The sequence below is a fragment of the Marivirga atlantica genome, from assembly GCF_016734805.1.
Taxonomy (GTDB): domain Bacteria; phylum Bacteroidota; class Bacteroidia; order Cytophagales; family Cyclobacteriaceae; genus Marivirga; species Marivirga atlantica.
In genome coordinates this window covers 40,028-61,239 of record NZ_JAERQG010000005.1, presented here as the reverse complement: position 1 = coordinate 61,239, position 21,212 = coordinate 40,028, and the positions used below count along the sequence as shown (strand labels likewise).

Here is a 21,212-nt window from a genome sequence, read left to right as displayed (position 1 = left end):
CAAATAAATTAAATCATAATGAAGAAGTTTTCATTCATCATATTACTAGGGGTTTTATTTGCAGCTTGCTCAGAAAAAGATGCAGCTGAAATAGGTGATGCACATTTCAAAAAAGGGGAATATAAAAAAGCAGTTGCAGCTTATACTGAGTTTCTATCAATGAAACCTGCTAATGAAATAGCTATTTACAATAGGGGTAGAGCCTATGAAGAGTTGGGAGAATATGATAAAGCCTTGGCAGATTTTAAAAAGGTGCTTGAGATGAATCCTAAAAGTGAGCAGGCTTTATTGAGTATTGGTAAAAATTACTACCGTCAGGAAGACTATGCGAACGCTGCCTTCCAGTTTGAAAAAGCTTTTGAAGCAAATTCTCAAAATGCCCAAGCCGCTCTACTTTTAGCTCGTGCAAACCATAAAGCAGGTGAAGTAGAAAAAGCAATGGAATTTTATAACAAAGCCGTAAGCTTAAAAAATAACTATGGAGAGGCATATATGTATAGAGGTGCCTTGAACATTTTCTTAAATAAGATGACAAGTGGATGTTCAGATCTTAAAAGAGCTAAGAATTTAGGTTATGAGCCTGCTGAAGCTCTATACAAAGAATATTGTAAATAGTGGAACGGCTACTTAAAAAGCTTAACTTTAAAGAAGGTACACATAACAAGCTGTGCCTTCATAATATTCCTGATGAGCAATCACATCTAAAAAATGCTTTTGATGAACTTGATCAAACTGAAGTTATCGGTTTTTCAGCTATAGCTGATGAAAAGTCTCTTGATTTTGCTCTATTCTTTTTTCAAGAGAAATCAGAACTCGATGAAATAATACCTAAGCTAATTCCACATCTTAAAGATGATGCTGTTTTATGGTGTTGCTATCCAAAAAAGAGTTCAAAGAAATATAGTTCAGATATAACTAGAGATACCGGTTGGGCAGTATTTGGAGATTTTAATTACGAGCCAGTGCGACAAGTAGCCGTTGATGATGATTGGAGCGCTTTAAGATTTCGAAGTGTTGATCACATCAAAGTAATGACCAGAAAAAAGAGTTTCACAAAGGGGAAGTAGCAAAAGGATTATCTTTGTCTTAATTTGAAAGTGGCTTATGGTTACATATAACGCTGGTAGCAACTTTTCCAACACCAAGGCAATTACTGCAATAATTGTAAAACTCCTTTTCACCTTCGCAGATACTACAAGTGTGAATTCCTTCTCCTTTACATCTGTGACAGGTTTTGTAAGATTTATTGCCTAAAGGCCCTAATTGTACAAGCACACCTTCTCCTGCGCATATTTCACACCCTACCTTTCCAACGCCTGCACAATAATGGCATTCTTCTAAGAGCTGTTTTTCACCGTTACACACTTCACAGGTTTTTAATCGGTAACCGCTATAGTCACAGTAAGAGCAGCTAAAAGCTCTATTAAGCTTCTTCTCAAGTTTATCTTCTAGTTCTACAGCATTTTCATAATAGGTTCCTGCCTTACCCATTATTTCAAAATACTTGTCTAAAAAACTTTTACTGTTTTGATATTGCTCAATTTGATAAAGTGTTTCTGCAAAGAGATAAGGCATTTCAGCTGGCAGCTTGGTACCCAATTTAAGAATCTTACGAAAGGCAATATTGGCAGCTTCATAATCATCATTCTTCATAAATTCCTGAGCTTGCTGATAATATTCAGACATGCTGCCTCGATTATTATTCTGTGAGAATAATGGTACATTTGCTGTAAGAAAGAATAGTATAAAAAATGCTGTTTTGTAAAATAATTTGATGTGCATATATTTTTTTAGAAAACTCTTCAACGAGTAAGTGCCAAAAATAATTCAATCAAGAACCCCTTAACGTAATTTTTGCCTAAAGCGTATGAATCAGTCAACTTTTGATGTAGCCATAATTGGTGGCGGAGCTTCAGGATTCTTTTCTGCCTGCAAGATAAAAGAGTATAACCCAAATTTAAAAGTTTGTATCCTTGAAAAATCAAATAAGGTACTGTCAAAAGTAAAAATATCAGGTGGTGGACGCTGCAATTTAACACATGCTATTAATTACAATAGTGAGCTTGTCAAGCATTATCCTAATGGTAAAAATTTTCTCAAAAAAGTGTTTCAAAAATTTACAGTGAAGGATACCATCCAGTGGTTCGAGGAAAGAGGTGTGAAAACAAAAGTAGAAGAAGATGGTCGAATGTTTCCTGTTTCTGATAACTCGCAATCTGTTATAGATACTTTGATTAAAAACAGTGTTGGACTAGGAGTTGATTTGAGAACATCTTTTGATGTAAAGCATATAAATAAAGACAATGGACTTTTTCATGTGACTTCCAGAAAAGAAGATGTGTTGATGACTAGTAAATTAATTATAGCTACCGGGGGCTATCCAAAACCAAATCAATTTGATTGGTTAGTTGATTTAGGTCATTCTATCAATTTGCCTGTACCTAGCTTATTCACTTTTAACATACCTGTAGAAGGTCTAAAACATTTGATGGGACTTTCTGTGCCAAATGCCAAAGTTCAAATTGTAGGAGAGAAGTTGAATTATTCAGGGCCTTTATTAATAACTCATTGGGGATTGAGTGGTCCGGCTGTATTAAAACTATCGGCTTGGGGAGCTCGCATGCTTAATGCAAGGGATTATCAATTTGAAATTCTGGTAAATTGGATAGGTGAATTAAGTGAACAGGAAATTATTGAGCAAATCAAATCATATAAAGAGAAGCATCCCAAAAGAAGCGTAACCTCAAATTCATTGTTTGAAATACCTCAAAGATTATGGGGTGAACTGATGATAAGGGCGCAAATCGATGAAAAGCTTAATTATGCTGATATTGGTGACAAGTCAATCAACCGAATGCTAGAGGTTATTTTTAGACTTCCATTAAAAGTGTTAGGAAAAACTACCTTTAAAGAAGAGTTTGTTACCAGCGGTGGAATTCACTTGAATGAAGTTGACAATAAAAGCATGCAAAGTAAACTGATTGAAAATTTATACTTTACAGGAGAAGTTCTGGATATTGATGGTATAACAGGAGGCTTTAATTTTCAGGCTGCCTGGAGCACTGCTACTGTTGCAGCTGAACATATTACCGGAATAAATAATAGAGATTAGCCGCCCACAATATCTTTTAAGCTATGAACAAGATCTTCCCATAACTCATACTGTTCTTGATCATCCTCATAATCTGAAAAATCAACAACCTTCAAATAAACAGATTGGGTAATTTCATTTTCATCGAGGTGAAGTTCTACGTATGATACATCACCATCTTCATCTTCATCCTCAAAAAATTCAAACTTCACATATTGGTTTAATCGATGCGATGCCATTCTTGCAGGGTGGTCTTCACCATCATAAATAAAATTGAATTCTTTATCTTCATTTATATTTACATCATCGGCAAACCATTGTGCCAACCCACTTGCGGTACTTATATAAGGATAAAGCATTTTTTTCGATGCTTTAATTTCAAAATCTCCTTCAAATTTCTTCATAGACACTCAATTTAAAAAGCCGAAAACAGCTAAGTGATTCGCGCTAAAGCAATTACAGGTTTTTCTACTAAACAATGTATGAATAATAGCTTTTCAGTAAGTGCTGTACTAAATAATAATGCGATTAAGTTATCATTTAAATTGATATATCACAATTAAATTCTTTCAGTTTTTTACTTGCAATTTGAATGGAGAATGTATTATGTTTGCACTCCAATTCAGCGAGGTGGTTCAAAACAAGCTGGATAAAACTCATGGCGAGGTAGCTCAGTTGGTTAGAGCGCAGGATTCATAACCCTGAGGTCGGCAGTTCAAATCTGCTCCTCGCTACTATACAAAGCAGTCTTCGGACTGCTTTTTTATTTTCATCATTTTGAAATTAATTTCGTCATCTGAACGAAACATTTAATCTTTAGCATAATTCTTGTTTATTTGCATTGCAATTTCAAATATGACCAGTTTTGGTCATTAGGTATTGAAGGCACTTCATGAAGAAACTAGATAAACTTGTACTCAGGTCATTTATAGGGCCGTTCTTAATTACTTTTTTCGTAGTAGTATTCATTCTACTTACGCAGTATATGCTTAAGTATTTTGATGACTTCATCGGGAAGGATTTAGGTTTTGAAGTATTTGCCGAGCTCATCATGTACTTTAGTATCAACATGACGCCAATTGCCTTTCCTCTAGCGGTATTGCTATCCTCTTTAATGACTTTCGGTAATTTGGGTGAACATTTTGAGTTAACGGCCATAAAAAGTTCCGGCATCTCGCTATTAAGGGCTATGAGATCTCTTTTTGTGTTTGTATTACTACTTACGATCGGGGTTTATTTTTCTAATAATTACATAGTGCCGAAGGCAAATCTGAATGCATTTAGCTTATTGTACGATATCAAGCAGACAAAGCCCTCAATAGATATTAAAGAAGGAGCCTTTTACGGGGGTATTCCTGGCTATAGTATAAAAGCTAATAAGAAATTTGATGATGAGAAATCCTTGGGTGATCTGATTATTTATAACCACTCAAAAGGAAAAGGCAATAAAGAAATAATTCTGGCTGATTCAGCCTTAATGTATACGATTCTTGGTGATAAGTATTTAGTGATGGAACTCTTTAAAGGAAAGAGTTACAGTGAAGAGGAAAACTCTTCAAGTAAAGATAAGGCGGCCACCTTTGTTAGAAATGAATTTGACCATAATAAAGTTGTTTTCTCGCTGGCATCATTTGAGATGGAGCGTACTGACAAAGAATTGTTCTCTTCCAACAGATTGATGAAGAACGAAACGCAGTTAAGGCATGATGTAGATTCTATGCTAACGGATGTATTAGAATCAAAAAGAAATGTTTATAGATACGTGCCAAGATTTTTTAATCTTCATTTAGCTGAGACAGAAGCTGTAAAACCTTCATCAGTTTATGAATATGAAAGGATTAAAGCCGTTGAAGATAGTTTGGCTGCCATAGCTGATAGTACAGCTCAAATTAAAGCTGATTCCATTGTAAAGGATGAATTAGCGGATAGCACGGTGGCTAAAAACCAAAAGAGGAAAGATAAGGACGGCACAAAAGTAGTTAAAGAGGTTTCACCTCAACTTTTACAGGCTCGGCAGGATAGGCTTCAAGAAACAAAGCTTGAAAGGCTTGAAGTCCCTTCAGACAAAATAGAATTGAAAAGTGAAAATGCGAAGTCTAAAAAATCAGTATTGCGGAAGCCAACCAACCCATCAGATATTCATTCATTTGATTCGCTATTAATAGCTAAGATAGATAGTAGCTTCGATGCTAAAAATAAAGGTGCCAAATTTAATATTATTGATAAAGCAAGGTTTACTAAAAACAGATTGCAAGGAGAAACTCGTAGAATAAGTGCTCGAGAATTTGAAAGTAGAGTCTACTCTATTGAAGCTAAATCAAAATTATCTCAGGCAGTAGCTTGTATTGTAATGTTTTTAATAGGAGCGCCATTGGGGGCTATAATTAAGAAAGGTGGCTTGGGCTTTCCGGTATTAGTATCTATAATCTTTTTTATCTTTTCCTATATTATGAATACTTCTGGCATAAAGCTGGGGAGGGCTGGAGAAATAAGCACTTTTTGGGCTGTTTGGGCTTCTAATGTTGTTCTCTTACCGTTTGGTATTTACTTTCTGAAACAGGCTCAAAACGATTCACGACTATTGGAACAAGATAACTATTTGGTATTCTTTGAGAAAGTAAAGAAAATCTTTTCAAAGAAAAGCTGATAGCACTTTTCAATAGAGAAAATTAATTTCTATATTTGCAGCTGTTTTAATAAAATTAAAAAGCTAACTATGTATTTAAGCACAGACAAGAAACAAGAGCTGTTCAAAAATCATGGTCGGTCAAAAGCAGAGAATGACACTGGTTCGGCAGAATCACAAATTGCGCTTTTCACCTACCGAATCAATCATTTAACACAGCATTTAAAGGTTAACAAAAAGGATCACTCATCAAGAGCAGGTCTTTTGAAGTTAGTTGGTAAAAGAAGAAGATTGCTAGATTATCTACACAAAAGAGATATTGAAAGATATAGAGCGATCATTGCTGAATTAGGATTAAGAAAATAATTTTTGAATAGATCATTAAAAAGGGAATCTGAAGGTTCCCTTTTTCTATTATTAATACAGTACCCATTACATACTACCCTTCACAACAACGAAGTGTATAGCAAATGCGGCAAATAAATAAATCGAGAAAACAGTAAAGAAAAATTTTATGGCTATACCAAAAGCTTTTAATCAAACCATTAAATTACCAGACGGTAGAGAGATCACATTAGAAACAGGGAAATTAGCAAAACAAGCTGACGGATCTGTTGTAGTACGTATGGGTAACACCATGTTATTGGCTACGGTAGTATCTTCCCAGGATGCTAAAGAAGGAGTGGATTTTTTACCACTTTCAGTAGATTATCAAGAGAAATTCGCATCTGCAGGTAAGATCCCTGGAGGATTCCTTAAAAGAGAAGGTCGTTTGTCTGATCATGAGATCTTAGTAAGTAGATTAGTAGATAGAGCATTAAGACCTTTATTCCCAAGTGATTATCATGCAGATACACAGGTATTTATTCAACTAATCTCTGCTGATGAAAATGCCCTACCAGATGCCCTTGCAGCCTTAGCTGCTTCAACAGCGATCACTTTATCTGACATTCCTTTTGCAGGACCTATCTCTGAAGTTAGAGTAGGTAGAGTTGAAGGAAATATGATTGTTAATCCATCTCCAGAACAAATGGAGAAGTCTGATATTGACATGATCATTGCAGCTACAGCTGATAACATCATGATGGTGGAAGGTGAAATGGAAGAAATTTCAGAAGAGGAAATGGTAGAAGCAATTAATTTTGCTCACGCTTCTATTAAAGAACAATGCGCAGCACAGCTCGCATTAGCTGAAGCCTTTGGCGTAAAAGAAAAGAGAACTTATCAGCATGAAGAAGCTGATGATGAAGCTTTAGAAAAAGAATTAGTAGATACTTATTACCCTAAGTATTTAGAAGTGGCTAAACAAGGTTTAGCTGATAAGGCTAAAAGAGCTGAATTATTTGGTGAGATCACAGATAGCTATTTTGATAGCCTACCTGAAGAGCATGAGATCAGCCTTAGCTTAGCAAAAAAATATTTAAAAGCGGCTCAGAAAAAAGCAATTAGAAATGCTACGCTAGAGTCAAGAAAAAGATTAGATGGTAGAGCTTTAAATGAGATTAGACCGATCTGGAGTGAAGTTGATTATCTTCCTTCAGCCCACGGTTCTGCAGTATTTACCAGAGGTGAAACTCAATCTTTAACCACTGTTACTTTAGGGACTAAGCTTGATGAACAAATGATCGATGGTGCTATGCACTCAGGTTATAATAAGTTTATCCTGCATTATAACTTCCCTGGTTTTTCTACTGGAGAGGTTAGACCTAACCGAGGTCCGGGTAGAAGAGAAGTAGGCCATGGTAACCTTGCCATGAGAGCCATCAAGCAGGTGCTTCCTAATCAGGAGGATCTTCCTTACACTATAAGAGTGGTTTCTGATATCTTAGAATCAAATGGCTCTTCTTCAATGGCTACTGTTTGTGCGGGTATTTTAGGACTAATGGACGCTGGTATACCAATTAAAGCACCAGTCTCAGGTATTGCTATGGGATTGATTTCAGATGCGGAAACTGGTAAGTATGCTATCTTATCTGATATCCTTGGTGATGAAGATCATATCGGAGATATGGACTTTAAAGTGACAGGATCTGAAAAAGGAATCACTGCATGTCAGATGGATATTAAAGTAGATGGTTTATCATCTGAACTTTTAATGGAAGCATTGAACCAAGCGAAAGAAGGTAGAATGCACATTTTAGGAGAAATGCTTAAGACATTGGCTGCTCCTAGAGAAGATTTCAAACCAACTGCTCCTAGAGTTGTTAATATAGAGATCGACAGAGAAATGATCGGTGCGGTAATTGGCCCTGGCGGAAAAGTTGTTCAGGAAATACAGAAAACTACTGGTGCAACAGTTGTAATAGAAGAAACTGAAAAGGGCGGTAAAATCAATGTGTTTGCCGTTAACAAAGATTCTTTAGATGCAGCGGTTAAGTGGATCAAAGGTATTGTGGCTAAACCAGAAGTAGGTGAAATATACGAAGGTAAAGTGAAAGCTATACAGCCATATGGTGCTTTTGTGGAGATTATGCCAGGTAAAGACGGTTTACTTCATATCTCTGAAATCAAGCATGAAAAAGTTGAAAGTATGGAGGGTATTCTTGAGATAGGAGAAGAGATTCAAGTAAAGCTCATCGATATCGATAAGAAGACCGGAAAGCTTAGATTATCAAGAAAAGTTTTATTGCCAAAGCCTGAAAAAGCAGAGGATAAGTAATTTTTTTGTATATTATCTAGCTTAAGAATGGCGCCAAGGAACTTTAAGCTTTCTTGGTGCTGTTGTTTAACTTCAAATTATACGTAAAACTAAATATAATTAATGAGACAGCTCAAGATTAGCAAGCAAATCACCAATCGAGAGAGTCAATCACTCGATAAGTACTTACAAGAAATAGGTAAAGTAGATTTGTTAACTCCCGATGAAGAAGTGGATTTAGCAGTTCGAATTAAACAAGGTGATCAACTTGCGCTTGAAAAATTAACTAAAGCAAACTTACGTTTCGTAGTTTCTGTGGCTAAGCAATATCAGAATCAAGGTTTATCGTTAGGAGACTTGATTAATGAAGGTAATTTAGGCCTAATAAAAGCTGCACAACGATTTGACGAAACAAGAGGCTTTAAATTCATTTCTTATGCAGTATGGTGGATCAGACAGTCCATATTGCAAGCATTGGCCGAACAATCTCGTATCGTTCGTCTTCCATTGAACAGGGTTGGGTCTTTAAATAAGATTTCAAAAACCTTCTCTGCATTGGAGCAAAAGTTTGAGAGAGAACCTTCACCGGATGAATTAGCAGAAGTTCTAGAGGTAACAACTAATGAAGTGGTTGATACAATGAAAATTTCTGGTCGTCACGTGTCAATGGATGCTCCATTTGTGCAAGGTGAAGAAAACAGTTTATTGGATGTATTAGAAAATGACGGTGATGAGTCTCCTGATGATGAATTGATGAACGATTCATTAAGAAGAGAGGTTCAAAGAGCACTTTCTACACTTACTCAAAGAGAGGCCGATGTTATTACACTATACTTTGGCTTAAATGGTGAGCATTCAATGACACTTGAAGAGATTGGAGAAAAGTTCTCACTTACAAGAGAGAGAGTAAGACAAATAAAAGAGAAAGCTATAAGAAGGTTAAGACATACCTCTAGAAGTAAAGCACTTAAGCCTTACTTGGGGTAATTTTACACCTTAATCTAATTTTAAAAAGGTCTTTTCGAAGACCTTTTTTATTTTTTATAGTTAGTTTTGTATCAGTAAACGCTATTAACCGTACTTAATCATAAAGATTTTAAATATGACTGAGGAAAAAGTAAATGTACTAATAATAGGCTCAGGACCAGCAGGCTATACTGCAGCTATCTATGCATCCAGAGCAGGTCTTAAGCCAGTATTATATCAAGGAGGACAACCGGGAGGACAGCTAACCATCACCAATGATGTAGAAAACTATCCAGGTTATCCGGATGGAATCAATGGGCCACAGATGATGGTCGATTTCCAAAAGCAAGCAGAACGTTTTGGAACAGATATAAGATATGGTTTAGCAACCTCCGTAGACTTTAGCGGCTATCCTCATAAAGTTGTAATTGACGACAAGCATGAGATTACTGCCAATGCGGTAATCATTTCTACCGGAGCTTCAGCTAAATGGCTAGGGTTAGAATCAGAGCAACGTTTAAATGGTATGGGCGTTTCAGCTTGTGCTGTTTGTGATGGTTTCTTTTACAGAGGCCAGGATGTTGTGGTAGTTGGCGCTGGTGATACTGCAGCTGAAGAAGCAACCTATTTGTCTAAGCTTTGTAAGAAAGTGACAATGTTGGTAAGAAGAGATGAAATGCGTGCTTCTAAAATTATGCAGAAACGTGTGTTGAATGCTTCTAATATAGAAGTTTTGTGGAATACGGAAGCAGAAGAGGTTCTAGGAGAAAATGAGGTAGAAGGTGTAAGAGTTGTGAATAACCAAACTGGTGAGAAGTCTGAAGTAAAGGCTACCGGATTCTTTGTTGCTATTGGTCATAAGCCAAATACTGATATTTTTAAGGATTTTATAGACATGAATGATGCTGGTTATATTATGACCAAGCCAGGTACATCAAAAACGAATATTGAAGGTGTTTTTGCATCTGGTGATGCCCAGGATTTTACATATCGTCAGGCAGTGACCGCAGCTGGTACAGGTTGCATGGCTGCATTAGACGCTGAAAGGTTTTTGGCAGAAAGGGAAAGTGAATTAGAGGAAGATGAAGCACTAGCTTCTTCAGAAAAATAATGAAATAGTTGTTCTTAATTAGACTGCCTCAATATTGTTGAGGCAGTTTTTTTATGGATAAATGTATGTTTATACAAACATATTTATTTTAATACGTATTGGATAGTTTAACCTATAATTTTGAATATGAAGCTTAATATTTTGGCTTTTGCCGCTCATCCTGATGATACAGAACTTTCGTGCGCTGGTACTTTGGCTAAGCATATAGATTTAGGAGACAAAGTAGGGGTGATCGATTTTACCAAAGGGGAGCTTGGTACAAGAGGAACACCAGAAATCAGGATGAAGGAAGCTTCAAAAAGTGCTGAGATATTAGGCTTATCTGTGAGAGATAATTTGAGTTTCGCTGACGGTTTTTTTGAGAATGATCACGAACATCAGCTTAAAATAGTTGAGAAAATAAGGCAATATAAGCCTGATATTGTAATAGCGAATGCTATTCGTGATAGGCACCCAGATCATGGTAGAGCTTCTGAGATTGTAAAAACAGCTGTGTTTTTAAGTGGATTAGCAAAGGTTGAAACTACTGATCAAGACGGAAAGGCCCAGGAACCATGGCGTCCAAAAACTTTGCTTCATTACATTCAAAGTATTCCAATTACACCGGATTTTGTAGTGGACATATCAGGCTTTTGGGAAACCAAAATGAAAGCTATTCAAGCTTTTGCTTCCCAATTTCATGATCCAAAGAGTGATGAACCTGAAACTTATATATCTGATCCTAAATTCATGAAAATGATTGAAGCCAGATCTTTGGAGTTAGGTCAAATAATAGGAGTGGAGCATGCTGAAGGTTTTACTATAGACAGATATTTAGGGATTAAAGATTTGAACAGCGTATTATAAACTACGCTCATAATTTCTTAATACAATTAACTGACCCAGACTTTCTGTTGGCGTTTCAATAGCTTTTAATGCCTGATGCTGTTGAAACAATTGATAACAGCTTTCTTGAATAGGTTGGTCAGGATAGAAGTTGTCACGTAGGAAATGAACGCATTTTAGTACCTTAAAACCATTGAACCACTGGTAAAACCTATCAATAAAATGTGCCTGATTTTTCGACTGTTTCTTTATTTTTTCAAGCTCTTCTGCTAAATTATTCTCTTTGAGAAAAGCCTTTATTTGATTTGGGATATCGTCAAGGAAATTTTCACTATCTGCCTGTTCAAAAAAGGATTTTATGATTTTGAAAATCATGAAGTCATAAGTATACCCAAGTAATTTTTCTTTACTATTATGAGCTGATATAGCTTTTCCTGTTCCGAAAGGCACTCTGTTTGATTCACGGGGTGAAGGTATAACTGTTGCATTTGTTATGTTAATGAAGCCTCCTAAAGGAATGATTTTGTGTAAAAAGTAGAAATCTTCCCCGGCTTTTCGGGTATTCATTCCTCCTTGCTTTTGATAGGTAGACGAACGGACTGCCATGCTTGAACCAATGGTATGAAAGGCAAACGGATAATTAGTATAAGCCAAGGCCTGAATATAATATCGCAGGTGCAGTTCGTATTGGATTATAGGTAAATTCAACTCACCATGTTCATTCTGTAACGGATGCTCATAATGTATGGAAGCTCCCAGAATATTCGCTGCTTTTAGGAACTGGCTTTCAATTTCAATAAGGTAATTGGTAGTACACTTGCTATCAGCATCAAAACAAACGATTATACCATCTTGATCAATTTTGTTAAAGCGATAGGCAGCTTCATCCATCCCGATTTTTCTAGCTAGGCCAACTCCAGCTTGCTTCTTTGGTAAATCATAAGCCTTAATAATATATGTATTAATCCACTCAGCTTGATTAGCCTCTATGTAATCATGTAAACATGCAGCTGATTGCTCAGTTTGTATGTTTACTGCATCACTATCTTTTTCAGAATAATTTAATACGATGATGATTTCTACAGGAAACCGAGTTTGCTGACAATCATAAAGTGATTGCAAACTAGCAACTATGTCAGGTTCTTTATAAGCAGGTATAACAACGCTTAAAAAGCAGTCGCTCTTAATTGGGTGTTTTATAAACCTTTTAGGATAGGCGTATCTTTCAAAATAGATATTACTCAAGGGGACAGGCGCTCTATTTTCCAATCATTGTTAACTTTCTCAAATTGAATTCTATCATGTAACCTGCTGCTGCGGCCTTGCCAAAACTCTAAAAGATTAGGGATAACTCTGTAACCTCCCCAATATTCTGGTTTAGGCACTTCCTTACCTTCAAATTGACTCTGGTACTCCTCCTGACGCTGCTCAAGAAATTCGCGACTGTTTATGGTATTACTTTGGTGAGAGACCCAGGCACCAATTTGGCTTCCTCTGGGGCGGCTGTGGAAGTAAGCAGTACTCTCTTTAACAGAAACCTTTTCCACAACTCCCTCAATTCTCACTTGTCTTTCCAATTCAGGCCAAAAGAAAGTTAATGCCACGTTTTGATTATTGGCCATCTGTTGTCCTTTTTGGCTTTCGTAATTGGTGTAGAAAACAAATCCTTGTGCATCTAAATCTTTAAGAAGCACTATTCTGGAACTTACACGATCCTTCTTGATGGTTGCTAAATTCATTGCATTTGGTTCCAGCACCTGAGATGAAATAGCCTCGTCAAACCATTTCCTGAATTGTATTAAAGGGTTTTTAGCCACATCGCTTTCTGATAGTGAAGCTTTTGTATAGTCTTTTCGGATATCAGCTATTGATTTGTCCATAAAGTTTAGCAGGATTCATTTGTTTCTACAATTGTCCAAAAGTATTATTGTTTTCTAATCATTACAATATTTGAGCAAAATCAAATTAACATATGAAGCAGCGAATTGATTTAAAGTGTGAAAGTAGTAAGGAATGGGTTGATACAGTGATGAGCGATTTTAATGCATTTCTACAAGATCATGCTAATTGTGAGCGTAAGGCAAGCAGTATGGCTATGAGTTTCGTAGCAAAATTTCCTGATAGATTAGAGATAATCCCTGAATTGATAAATACTGGTGTGGAAGAACTCGAACATTTTAGGGATGTTTACAAAATTATGGAGGAAAGAGGAGTGGAGCTTCCTCATGAAATAGGAAAAGATCATTATGTTGCCGATTTAATAAACCTGTGCCGATCAGGAAAGGAAGATAGATTTATGGATAGGTTACTATTGGCTTCTCTCGTAGAAACTCGAGGTGCTGAACGCTTTAGACTTATCTATGAGGCATTGCCAGAAGGAGATTTAAAGAAATTTTATCATAGGCTGTGGGCATCTGAAGCCCGACATGGTGAAATATTTGTTGATATGGCGCTTCAATATTTTGAAAAAGAAGAAGTATATAATAGATTAGAGCAAATGAGTATTGAAGAAGCAAAAATTCTTCAGGCTCTTCCACTGAAGGCGGCATTGCACTAATGGAATTTTTTCAATATAAAAATATTGACACACCTGCTAAAGGAGATTTGCTAATCTCTGAACCACTATTGCCTGATAATAACTTTGATAGAACCGTAATTTTACTTTGCGAGCACAATGAAGAAGGTTCATTTGGCTTTGTATTGAATAAGTTATCCATGCTAAATGTGGATGAAGTGCTTGACGAAGTGGAGAGCTTTAAAACAAATCTTTATGTTGGCGGACCAGTTCAACAGAATACATTACATTTTATTCATGACATTGAGCCTCTATATCAAAGTGGCCAACTGATACAAGAAGGATTATGCTGGGGTGGTGATTTCGATCTTCTAATTTCCCTATTAAAGGCTAATGCAATTGATCAGAATAAGATAAGATTTTTTGTAGGCTATAGTGGTTGGTCTGAATTTCAATTACAGCAAGAAATTGACGAAAATACATGGATTGTTGCAAGAGGCGTGCATCCATCATACATTTTTAATACGGATCCTGATAAACTTTGGAAAGATACCCTTGAGAAAATGGGAGGGAGATTTAAAGTTTATGCCAATTATCCTACTGATCCTAAGCTTAATTAATTCATCAATTAAGTATTTTTAATTAATATTGTATCTATTTCCAACAATAGAATCTAATTACGATGACTGAAGAAAACGGTACTTCTAACAAGCCTGAGGAAAATCAGGAACAAGAAAATGTTCAGAAGGAGAACAACACAACTAATGATGCTACTCAGGAGGTAAAGGCTGAAGCTACTGATAATGCTGTTAATGAGGCAGATGAAGCCATAGTGCAAGAGAGCTTATCTGATGAGAAGGCAGAAGTAGCTGAACAAAGTGATGAATCCGCCACCAAAGAAGAGCAGCAAGTAGAAGCTGAAAAGGTAGAGGATAAAGAGGAAAGTTCTGATGCTGAAAATCAGGATGAAGATGATGATGAACATCATGAAGAGGAACTTCCCGACTATAGTAATTATGATAAAGCTCAATTAGTTGAAGTTATAAAGGAAGTATCGCATAGTGATAATTTCAAAAGAGGAGATCGTATTCTTAATGAAATAAAGCCACTTTTTGATGAGATTTATGATGCTGAAAAGAAGGAAGCATTAGATAAATTCTTGGCAGATGGGGGTGAAGAAGCTGATTTTGCAATGAAGCATGACGAACTTAATGATAGGTTCGATGCCAACTATCAGCTATTTAAGGATAGAAGAAGAAAGCATTATAAAGAGCTTGAAAAGCAAAGAGATGAAAACCTCAAAAGAAAAGAAGAAATTCTGGACAAGCTTAGAGAGTTGGTAGATGAAGAAGAGACTATCACTGGATTAAACGTTATAAAGGACCTGCAAAAGGAGTGGAAAACTATTGGTCAGGTTCCTGGCCCGCAAGCCAAAACTTTATGGGCTAATTATAATGCCCTTTTAGATAGATATTACGATCAGAGAAGTATTTTATATGAGCTAAAAGAGCTTGATAGAAAGAAAAACCTCGAAGCTAAATTAGAGCTTTGTGTGAAAGCTGAAGAGTTAGCTCAAATGAATGATGTTCCTGCTGCAGTTAAGCAGTTAAATGATCTTCATGAAGAGTTTAAACATATTGGTCCTGTTCCTAAAGATGACCAAGAGCCGTTATGGCAGCGTTTCAAAGCAGCTTCAGATGCTGTTTACGAACGTAGAAAGGGTTATCTAGATAAATTGAAAGATGTTCAAAAGGAAAACCTGGAAAAGAAAGAAGCCATTATTGATAAAATGACTGATTATCTAAGTTTTGATTCCGATAAAATCAAAGAATGGAATGCCAAAACAAAGGAGCTTCTTGCTATTCAAAAAGAATGGGAGTCAACAGGTCAGGTACCAAAAGAAAATGCCAAATCCATTAACAAGGCATTTTGGTCTAACTTCAAACAATTCTTTGCAAATAAGCATGAATTCTTTAAAAGATTAGATTCATTAAGAGAGGAGAACCTTAATAAGAAAAAAGTACTAGTTGAAGAAGCTAAGGCACTACAGGACAGTACGGAGTGGAATAAAACTGCCGACAGGCTTAAGAAGCTACAAAACCAGTGGAGAGAGATAGGACCTGTTCCTGAAAAGTTCAGGGAGAGTATCTACAAAGAATTTAAAAGTGCTTGTGATACCTTCTTTACTAATAAGCGTGCAGGTAATAAGGAGGCGGAAAAAGAATACAAAGCCAATTTGGAGGCCAAGCAGGACATAGTTGAACAGATCACGAAGTTAGAAGCTGGAGATATTGAGCAATTAGAAGCATACGAAGAGGCTTTTAGTAAAATAGGCTTTGTTCCTAGAGCTAATATTCAAACAATTAAAGAAAAGTTTTCAGATGCTGTTAGTGGCTTTATTGAGAAGTCTGAAGATAAGCTAAGCGAGGAACAACTGAATAAGGTAAAACTTATGGCACAGCTTACTAAGATCATGGCTGGACCTAATGCTGATAAAAAGCTTAATCAGAAAGAACATGCAATCCGTAAAAAAATATCAGACTTGAATAATGATATTGTTACGTGGAAAACAAACCTTGAATTTTTTGCTGCATCAAAAACTGCTGATAATTTGAAAAAAGAATTTGATAAAAAAATTGAAGAGGCAGAAAAGGAGATATCCCTGTTAAAGAAGCAGTTACGAATAGTGCGTTCTGTTTAGTTAAAATTTAATTGAATTTTTTTTGAAAATGGGTTTGTATTAATAAAAACACCCCCTATATTTGCAACCGCAATGAGGGAAAAAACAAGCTCTCAAACGCAAAAAAGCCTCTTTAGCTCAGCTGGTAGAGCAACTGACTTGTAATAAGCGGGCTTTGGAGTTGTAAGCAACTGAAAATCAAAGGCATAAGAGTTTTTGATTATTGAAATATTAAGATTTTGAACACTTTTTGAATTTTTTTTTTAAAATTGCGTTCTCTTTAAGCCTCCTTAGCTCAGCTGGTAGAGCAACTGACTTGTAATCAGTAGGTCATTGGTTCGATCCCGATAGGAGGCTCTTTTAAACCCTTGTAAATCAATGATTTGCAAGGGTTTTTTTATAACATATCAGTCTTGCCTATTTTCTCAGATCACACTCGTTTATCTTTTTTAGAGAAAAATTGACTGCCGTGATTGAAATTAAGTAGGCATAATCAATCAAACCCTTCACTAAAAAATTCTTCAGGGCTGACTTTTAAGGCGCGAATGACCCGCATGAGGCTGCTAAAACGTAAATCTTCTCCCTTCTCGTACCGCCAGTACTGTGATCTTGAAATACCATTTTCAATGGCAAAGGTTTCATAATTCACATGTCCCTTCTCCAGCCTGAGTTGTTTTATTCTCTTGGCCAACCTATCTATATCTATATTTTTTACCTGCTCTTCTTTTTTATCCATCCGTAAAAAAATGAATATTTTTGCTTAAAAGTTACTCTTAAATAAGTACACCTAATTAGGTGTATTGAATGTGTTTGTTTATCTTAGATGATAGTCACATCAACAACATAACTATGGTTTTAAAGAAAGAAGAAAAATTAAAATCCCTCATAGCAAGGATTACACATGATATTTTGAGTCCCATTCATACCATGAAGGGAATTGCGCAACTGACTAAGGAAGAATCGGACTTATCGAGAAAAAATGAGTATGCCAGTATACTTTTACAAACTTCGACAGATTTAACCACCCGAGTGGAGGAGCTTATCAGGGAATATTTTGAACCTGACCACTCTGTAACAGACATTGACTTAATAGAAACCTCTCAAAATGTTTTAAATCAACTTAACCCTCCAGATGATGTTACAATTGAAGTTTACAGTCATGGTCCAAACTCTTACCAAGGCAATTACAATAAGCTTTTTTCAATTCTTCAGAATCTGGTCGACAATGCGATAAAATATAGAGATTCTGAAAAAAAGAAATGCTTCGTGCATGTGCGGTTCGACCAAACAAATGATGGATTAATAATCGCGGTTTCAGACAATGGTTTGGGTATCCCTATTGAATTACAACGGAAAATTTTCAAAGAGCGATTCAGAGTTAACGTTAGCGTTCAAGGATATGGGTTAGGTCTGTATATAGTCCAAAGCTTGGTAGACGAGCTGGATGGGAAGATCGAGATTGAGAGTACCACTAGCGGAACGACTTTTTACATTAAGCTTCCGAAAAAAAATGGTTAAATTCTTACATCACTTCGATTTTCAACTGTACCGCTCAAAAATATTACGATTTATATCTTATCTTAATCCAAATTGGTATAAAACTAAAATTATGTATGAGCAACTTCAGGGCTATCTTAACAGTTTTGTAAAATTAGACGAAGATGCTGCTCTTGAGATTGAAAGAAAATTTGTCAAGAGAAATTTTCGTAAAGGTAGTTTTCTGGCTGTAGAAGGTGAAGTAACAAAAGAGGCGCATTTCTTGATTAAAGGTTGCTGTCGTTTTTATCATGTGAAGAATGAAAAGGCAGTGACTCATTGGTTTTCTTTTGAGAACTCTTTCGTAACCTCCTTGCGTAGCTTTACAACTCAAACTCCATCTGTTGAATACATTCAGGCTATTGAAAATTGCACTGTTTTGAGTTTGAAGTATGATGAGCTTAACAGTCTATATGCAAAATATCAACAATGGGAGCGCTTGGGAAGATTGATAATGGAAGATTTTAGTCGTCAGATGCTTGATAGACTAACAGCTCTACAGACACTTACAGCCAAGCAACGTTACATCATGCTCCTTCAAAGTGAGCCAAGGATCATCCAAAGAATTCCTCTCAACCATGTCTCTTCCTATCTTAGTATTTCTGGTGAAACGCTTAGTAGGGTTCGTTCAGAAATAAGAATCCTTTGATTTTTTTGATATATGTCAAAAAATCGCTGTTTACCAATCCTATCCGTAAAAGTATTATAAATAAACCATTAAATTATTGCTTTCTAAGTCACCAAAAGCTCTTTCTAGTATGTTATTCAACTTAACATTTGTAGTCTATGGAAAATATCTCTGTTTTTTACCGGATTCTGAATGAAGACCTTTCACCGCTAATCCGTCCTTCGAATACACAACTATATGTTGATTATTTAAAGGAGAAATTTCCAGAAGCCAAATATCAACTTAAAATAAAGTTGAGCAGTACAATCAAAGGTTATATCATTCATGAATGGAAAGAGTCCCGATTTAGTAATATTGAATCATCTTCAGTGGAGCATACGGATGATGCAAACTTTCCTGATATACTTGATTTTTTGACTAAAGAACTTAAAATAGATAATCAAAAGGTGATAAATCAGATATTAATTTTGGAAGGTCAATACAGCATAATAGAGTTACTGATAAAAGATGATTATCAAGCTTTATCGGGTCAAAAAATTAAATTCTATTATTATCAGGAAACACTTTTTGATGCTTATGCAGTCATTACAAAGCAGCTGAATGAAAAAATATTCAAACTTAAAGATGAAGAGCAAATCCGGTTATATATCAGAAAAAACCAGACCCTTATGATCGGGTATATGAAGTCCATCCTCAATGACTATATCCCAAAAAAAGAATGGAATTCACTATTTCAGATTTCTGAGGATCATACAACTACCGATATTTTTAAGCTCACTTATCACTCCCTCGAGGATATATTAGTTTACATTGAAAAATCCTTTGGCCATTATTTGGATACAAATCTACCTGTTCCGTATCAAAGTAGGTTATTGTTGGCCATAAAGCATGCTGAAAAGCTTGGCGAAGTGCTCGACCAAGTGGAAAGAGCGCAATTGGATCCCGAATTATACGGGATAGTTACTATTCCCTTCGATCGCTTGAGTATCTTAGAACCCCTAACTTTTACTTATCAAAGCCACTTTTACCACGAGCATTACTTACTGACTTTTCACAGATATTCGCAACAGCAAGTACCATTGAATGGAAAAGAGGTTTTCTTGATCCTCTGGAGGCTTAACTTTAATGCTTTGAAATTCTTCAATTACCTCACCATCCAAATTCACAAAGAATTAAAAGAAAGAGAAACCCCAAAAGATAAATTGGAACTGCTGTATTACTATCATAAACTCTGCAACCAATTACCTGTAAAAACCCACCTCAGCTATAACCCGAATTTACTTCCTCTAAAAGACCAAATGTCGATCTGGCTGCAGGAAGAAATAAATTTCCAGAAAAGAAAATTAAAGTATGCTACTACATTTTCGGGTATTCGATCTACAAATGATAAAACACTGTTTAAAGATGTCGGTGCCTCAGCTTTCTTTATTTGTCAGGGCATTTTTTGAAACTGGTCTGGTGGATGGTAACCGCCAGGAATTATTGGATTTTGTTTGCCGGCATTACAGAACGGATCAACAGGAGAATATATCTGTCGGTAGCCTAAAGGGGAAATATTATAAGATCGATACTGGGACCAAGCGATCTGTAGGTCGAATGATGAAAAAGATGCTGGCACATATTGAAGGAGCAGGAAAGAACTATTAAAACTTATCCCTTTCACTAAGTAGCTCAATACACCCATGATCATCCAGCAGACTTAGTAAACTCTGTAAACACCTGTACCCAAACCCTTTTGTTTTTAAAAGATCCGGACCACTGAATTCTAGGAGCTCCTTGAGGTTTTTAAACTCCATTTGCCGCATAAAAGCTGATAATTCCTCAATTATTGGTAGCTCATATACCGGAATATACAAAATTAGGGGGTCCCCAGGGGGTGACTTTTTCATGGTACAAATCGGTCTTTATAAGCTTAAAACGAATATAGCACCTCATCTTTGAAGTTTCAAGAAAAAACTTTGTATTAATCCATTGAAGTAACTAACTGATTAACAGATTATTTATCTGGCCGCCAGGGGTACCTCAGACCAGTGAAGGACTGTTTTCGCATTGAAATAAACCGTCTCTTTACAGTCAGAAAAGCAACTGATGGCTGTAAGAAATCACATAGGTCAAAATCCACAAGATACTCAACTTACCCCACGATGGGTGTTAGCCGAAAATGTGATCAAATGTTTGCCGAAGCTGGTAGATCATTCAAAGCTCTTTGGTTTTGTCCAGGATGGCCATCGATACTTTTCACGGAGAGAGCTACTCTCTGTAATTGAGAAATATTTAACTGAAAAGTGATGGAAATAATCGTATTTGAAAAAGAGGCTTATCAGAAAATGCATAAAGACCTGATCAATCTGGTCAAGCAAGCCATTAGGGAAGCGAAAGAAGAAGCCCTGGCTAATGCCGACCCGGCCAATGATTGGCTTTCCACCGAAGAGGCTAAAAAGCTGTTGGGCATCCGCAGCAAAACCAAGTTACAGGAGCTGAGGGACATTGAAGCAATACGCTTTACAAAGCATGGCAGGATTATCCGCTACTCCAAGAAAAGCATTCTGGAATACCTTGACAGGAATGTACCAAGCTATTGATCCTTAAACATCCT

At 36.2% G+C, this 21,212-nt stretch carries 22 protein-coding genes and 2 tRNA genes; 19 read left to right on the top strand and 5 right to left on the bottom strand.

Annotated elements, in window-relative coordinates; translation table 11 throughout:
• The first annotated feature begins 18 nt into the window (after positions 1–18).
• Both JKP34_RS17020 and JKP34_RS17015 read left to right on the top strand, forming a co-directional pair.
• A complete protein-coding gene (locus JKP34_RS17020; protein WP_201924124.1) occupies positions 19–615 on the top strand; it encodes a tetratricopeptide repeat protein in 597 nt (198 codons plus the stop codon).
• On the top strand, positions 615–1,067 hold the full coding sequence (locus JKP34_RS17015) for a hypothetical protein (RefSeq protein ID WP_201924123.1): 453 nt from the start codon (positions 615–617) through the stop codon (positions 1,065–1,067). Before JKP34_RS17020 ends, JKP34_RS17015 begins: the two co-directional genes overlap by 1 nt.
• Positions 1,068–1,086: 19 nt before the next feature.
• Here the strand turns inward: JKP34_RS17015 and JKP34_RS17010 are convergent, their stop codons facing one another.
• On the bottom strand, positions 1,087–1,686 hold the full coding sequence (locus tag JKP34_RS17010) for a tol-pal system YbgF family protein (protein ID WP_201924121.1): 600 nt from the start codon (positions 1,684–1,686) through the stop codon (positions 1,087–1,089).
• Between the two features lie 181 nt (positions 1,687–1,867).
• Here JKP34_RS17010 and JKP34_RS17005 point away from each other — a divergent pair, with 181 nt between their 5' ends.
• Positions 1,868–3,112, top strand: coding sequence for a BaiN/RdsA family NAD(P)/FAD-dependent oxidoreductase (locus JKP34_RS17005; RefSeq protein WP_201924119.1), 1,245 nt, complete (start codon positions 1,868–1,870; stop codon positions 3,110–3,112).
• On the opposite strand, the gene JKP34_RS17000 is transcribed toward JKP34_RS17005, so the two are convergent.
• Entirely contained in the window at positions 3,109–3,501 is a 393-nt protein-coding gene (locus JKP34_RS17000; RefSeq protein ID WP_201924117.1) for an START-like domain-containing protein, read from the bottom strand. The two genes, JKP34_RS17005 and JKP34_RS17000, sit on opposite strands and share 4 nt — an antisense overlap.
• Positions 3,502–3,751: 250 nt before the next feature.
• Here JKP34_RS17000 and JKP34_RS16995 point away from each other — a divergent pair.
• From JKP34_RS16995 to bshB1, 7 genes are all read left to right on the top strand, one after another.
• Positions 3,752–3,825, top strand: a tRNA-Met gene (locus JKP34_RS16995).
• Positions 3,826–3,983: 158 nt separating this feature from the next.
• Positions 3,984–5,738 (top strand): LptF/LptG family permease, encoded by a 1,755-nt coding sequence (locus tag JKP34_RS16990; RefSeq protein ID WP_201924115.1) that lies wholly within the window; start codon positions 3,984–3,986, stop codon positions 5,736–5,738.
• Between the two features lie 69 nt (positions 5,739–5,807).
• Positions 5,808–6,083: a 30S ribosomal protein S15 gene (gene rpsO / locus JKP34_RS16985; RefSeq protein ID WP_201924113.1), complete on the top strand. Its 276-nt coding sequence runs from the start codon at positions 5,808–5,810 to the stop codon at positions 6,081–6,083.
• Positions 6,084–6,231: 148 nt separating this feature from the next.
• Positions 6,232–8,376: a polyribonucleotide nucleotidyltransferase gene (gene pnp / locus JKP34_RS16980; RefSeq protein ID WP_201924106.1), complete on the top strand. Its 2,145-nt coding sequence runs from the start codon at positions 6,232–6,234 to the stop codon at positions 8,374–8,376.
• Positions 8,377–8,478: 102 nt separating this feature from the next.
• Positions 8,479–9,342: a sigma-70 family RNA polymerase sigma factor gene (locus JKP34_RS16975; protein ID WP_201924104.1), complete on the top strand. Its 864-nt coding sequence runs from the start codon at positions 8,479–8,481 to the stop codon at positions 9,340–9,342.
• Positions 9,343–9,457: 115 nt separating this feature from the next.
• Positions 9,458–10,432, top strand: coding sequence for a thioredoxin-disulfide reductase (gene trxB / locus JKP34_RS16970; protein ID WP_201924102.1), 975 nt, complete (start codon positions 9,458–9,460; stop codon positions 10,430–10,432).
• 126 nt (positions 10,433–10,558) lie between these two features.
• Positions 10,559–11,278, top strand: a complete 720-nt coding sequence (gene bshB1, locus JKP34_RS16965) for a bacillithiol biosynthesis deacetylase BshB1 (protein ID WP_201924100.1) — start codon at positions 10,559–10,561, stop codon at positions 11,276–11,278.
• Here bshB1 and JKP34_RS16960 read toward each other — a convergent pair.
• Positions 11,273–12,526, bottom strand: a complete 1,254-nt coding sequence (locus JKP34_RS16960) for a glycosyltransferase (RefSeq protein WP_201924098.1) — start codon at positions 12,524–12,526, stop codon at positions 11,273–11,275. The genes bshB1 and JKP34_RS16960 overlap by 6 nt on opposite strands.
• The gene (pdxH, locus tag JKP34_RS16955) at positions 12,499–13,137 is read right to left on the bottom strand and encodes a pyridoxamine 5'-phosphate oxidase (protein ID WP_201924096.1); all 639 of its coding nucleotides are present in this window, start codon (positions 13,135–13,137) and stop codon (positions 12,499–12,501) included. Before pdxH ends, JKP34_RS16960 begins: the two co-directional genes overlap by 28 nt.
• A 92-nt stretch (positions 13,138–13,229) precedes the next feature.
• Here pdxH and miaE point away from each other — a divergent pair, with 92 nt between their 5' ends.
• The 4 genes from miaE to JKP34_RS16935 all read left to right on the top strand — a co-directional run bounded on the left by miaE (position 13,230) and on the right by JKP34_RS16935 (position 16,809).
• A complete protein-coding gene (gene miaE / locus JKP34_RS16950; RefSeq protein WP_201924094.1) occupies positions 13,230–13,814 on the top strand; it encodes a tRNA-(ms[2]io[6]A)-hydroxylase in 585 nt (194 codons plus the stop codon).
• Entirely contained in the window at positions 13,814–14,392 is a 579-nt protein-coding gene (locus tag JKP34_RS16945) for a YqgE/AlgH family protein (protein WP_201924092.1), read from the top strand. The genes miaE and JKP34_RS16945 overlap by 1 nt, the downstream gene beginning before the upstream one ends.
• Before the next feature lie 62 nt (positions 14,393–14,454).
• Entirely contained in the window at positions 14,455–16,473 is a 2,019-nt protein-coding gene (locus JKP34_RS16940) for a DUF349 domain-containing protein (RefSeq protein ID WP_201924090.1), read from the top strand.
• 263 nt (positions 16,474–16,736) lie between these two features.
• Positions 16,737–16,809: transfer RNA gene (locus tag JKP34_RS16935), tRNA-Thr, on the top strand.
• A gap of 136 nt (positions 16,810–16,945) precedes the next feature.
• Here JKP34_RS16935 and JKP34_RS16930 read toward each other — a convergent pair.
• The gene (locus JKP34_RS16930) at positions 16,946–17,188 is read right to left on the bottom strand and encodes a helix-turn-helix domain-containing protein (RefSeq protein ID WP_201924083.1); all 243 of its coding nucleotides are present in this window, start codon (positions 17,186–17,188) and stop codon (positions 16,946–16,948) included.
• Between the two features lie 113 nt (positions 17,189–17,301).
• On the opposite strand from JKP34_RS16930, the gene JKP34_RS16925 reads away from it, so the two are divergent.
• The 5 genes from JKP34_RS16925 (at position 17,302) to JKP34_RS16905 (ending at position 21,198) form a co-directional block, all read left to right on the top strand.
• Positions 17,302–17,970, top strand: coding sequence for a sensor histidine kinase (locus JKP34_RS16925; RefSeq protein WP_201924081.1), 669 nt, complete (start codon positions 17,302–17,304; stop codon positions 17,968–17,970).
• A 91-nt stretch (positions 17,971–18,061) separates the two neighbouring features.
• On the top strand, positions 18,062–18,637 hold the full coding sequence (locus JKP34_RS16920) for a Crp/Fnr family transcriptional regulator (RefSeq protein WP_201924079.1): 576 nt from the start codon (positions 18,062–18,064) through the stop codon (positions 18,635–18,637).
• 137 nt (positions 18,638–18,774) lie between these two features.
• Positions 18,775–20,064, top strand: coding sequence for a hypothetical protein (locus JKP34_RS16915; protein WP_201924077.1), 1,290 nt, complete (start codon positions 18,775–18,777; stop codon positions 20,062–20,064).
• On the top strand, positions 20,021–20,263 hold the full coding sequence (locus JKP34_RS16910; protein WP_201924075.1) for a hypothetical protein: 243 nt from the start codon (positions 20,021–20,023) through the stop codon (positions 20,261–20,263). Before JKP34_RS16915 ends, JKP34_RS16910 begins: the two co-directional genes overlap by 44 nt.
• 641 nt (positions 20,264–20,904) lie before the next feature.
• Positions 20,905–21,198, top strand: coding sequence for a helix-turn-helix domain-containing protein (locus JKP34_RS16905; protein WP_201924074.1), 294 nt, complete (start codon positions 20,905–20,907; stop codon positions 21,196–21,198).
• Positions 21,199–21,212 lie beyond the last annotated feature (14 nt).

Excerpts from the sequence above, each read along its gene's own strand:
- JKP34_RS16975 (WP_201924104.1), top strand. The coding sequence starts at position 8,479 with ATGAGACAGCTCAAGATTAGCAAGCAAATCACCAATCGAGAGAGTCAA.
- JKP34_RS16915 (WP_201924077.1), top strand. The coding sequence starts at position 18,775 with ATGGAAAATATCTCTGTTTTTTACCGGATTCTGAATGAAGACCTTTCA.
- rpsO (WP_201924113.1), top strand. The coding sequence starts at position 5,808 with ATGTATTTAAGCACAGACAAGAAACAAGAGCTGTTCAAAAATCATGGT.
- bshB1 (WP_201924100.1), top strand. The coding sequence starts at position 10,559 with ATGAAGCTTAATATTTTGGCTTTTGCCGCTCATCCTGATGATACAGAA.
- JKP34_RS16910 (WP_201924075.1), top strand. The coding sequence starts at position 20,021 with ATGTCGGTGCCTCAGCTTTCTTTATTTGTCAGGGCATTTTTTGAAACT.
- JKP34_RS16990 (WP_201924115.1), top strand. The coding sequence starts at position 3,984 with ATGAAGAAACTAGATAAACTTGTACTCAGGTCATTTATAGGGCCGTTC.
- JKP34_RS17010 (WP_201924121.1), bottom strand. The coding sequence starts at position 1,686 with ATGTCTGAATATTATCAGCAAGCTCAGGAATTTATGAAGAATGATGAT.
- JKP34_RS16940 (WP_201924090.1), top strand. The coding sequence starts at position 14,455 with ATGACTGAAGAAAACGGTACTTCTAACAAGCCTGAGGAAAATCAGGAA.
- pdxH (WP_201924096.1), bottom strand. The coding sequence starts at position 13,137 with ATGGACAAATCAATAGCTGATATCCGAAAAGACTATACAAAAGCTTCA.
- JKP34_RS16920 (WP_201924079.1), top strand. The coding sequence starts at position 18,062 with ATGTATGAGCAACTTCAGGGCTATCTTAACAGTTTTGTAAAATTAGAC.
- JKP34_RS17020 (WP_201924124.1), top strand. The coding sequence starts at position 19 with ATGAAGAAGTTTTCATTCATCATATTACTAGGGGTTTTATTTGCAGCT.
- JKP34_RS17005 (WP_201924119.1), top strand. The coding sequence starts at position 1,868 with ATGAATCAGTCAACTTTTGATGTAGCCATAATTGGTGGCGGAGCTTCA.
- trxB (WP_201924102.1), top strand. The coding sequence starts at position 9,458 with ATGACTGAGGAAAAAGTAAATGTACTAATAATAGGCTCAGGACCAGCA.
- pnp (WP_201924106.1), top strand. The coding sequence starts at position 6,232 with ATGGCTATACCAAAAGCTTTTAATCAAACCATTAAATTACCAGACGGT.
- JKP34_RS16905 (WP_201924074.1), top strand. The coding sequence starts at position 20,905 with ATGGAAATAATCGTATTTGAAAAAGAGGCTTATCAGAAAATGCATAAA.
- miaE (WP_201924094.1), top strand. The coding sequence starts at position 13,230 with ATGAAGCAGCGAATTGATTTAAAGTGTGAAAGTAGTAAGGAATGGGTT.
- JKP34_RS16925 (WP_201924081.1), top strand. The coding sequence starts at position 17,302 with ATGGTTTTAAAGAAAGAAGAAAAATTAAAATCCCTCATAGCAAGGATT.
- JKP34_RS16945 (WP_201924092.1), top strand. The coding sequence starts at position 13,814 with ATGGAATTTTTTCAATATAAAAATATTGACACACCTGCTAAAGGAGAT.
- JKP34_RS16930 (WP_201924083.1), bottom strand. The coding sequence starts at position 17,188 with ATGGATAAAAAAGAAGAGCAGGTAAAAAATATAGATATAGATAGGTTG.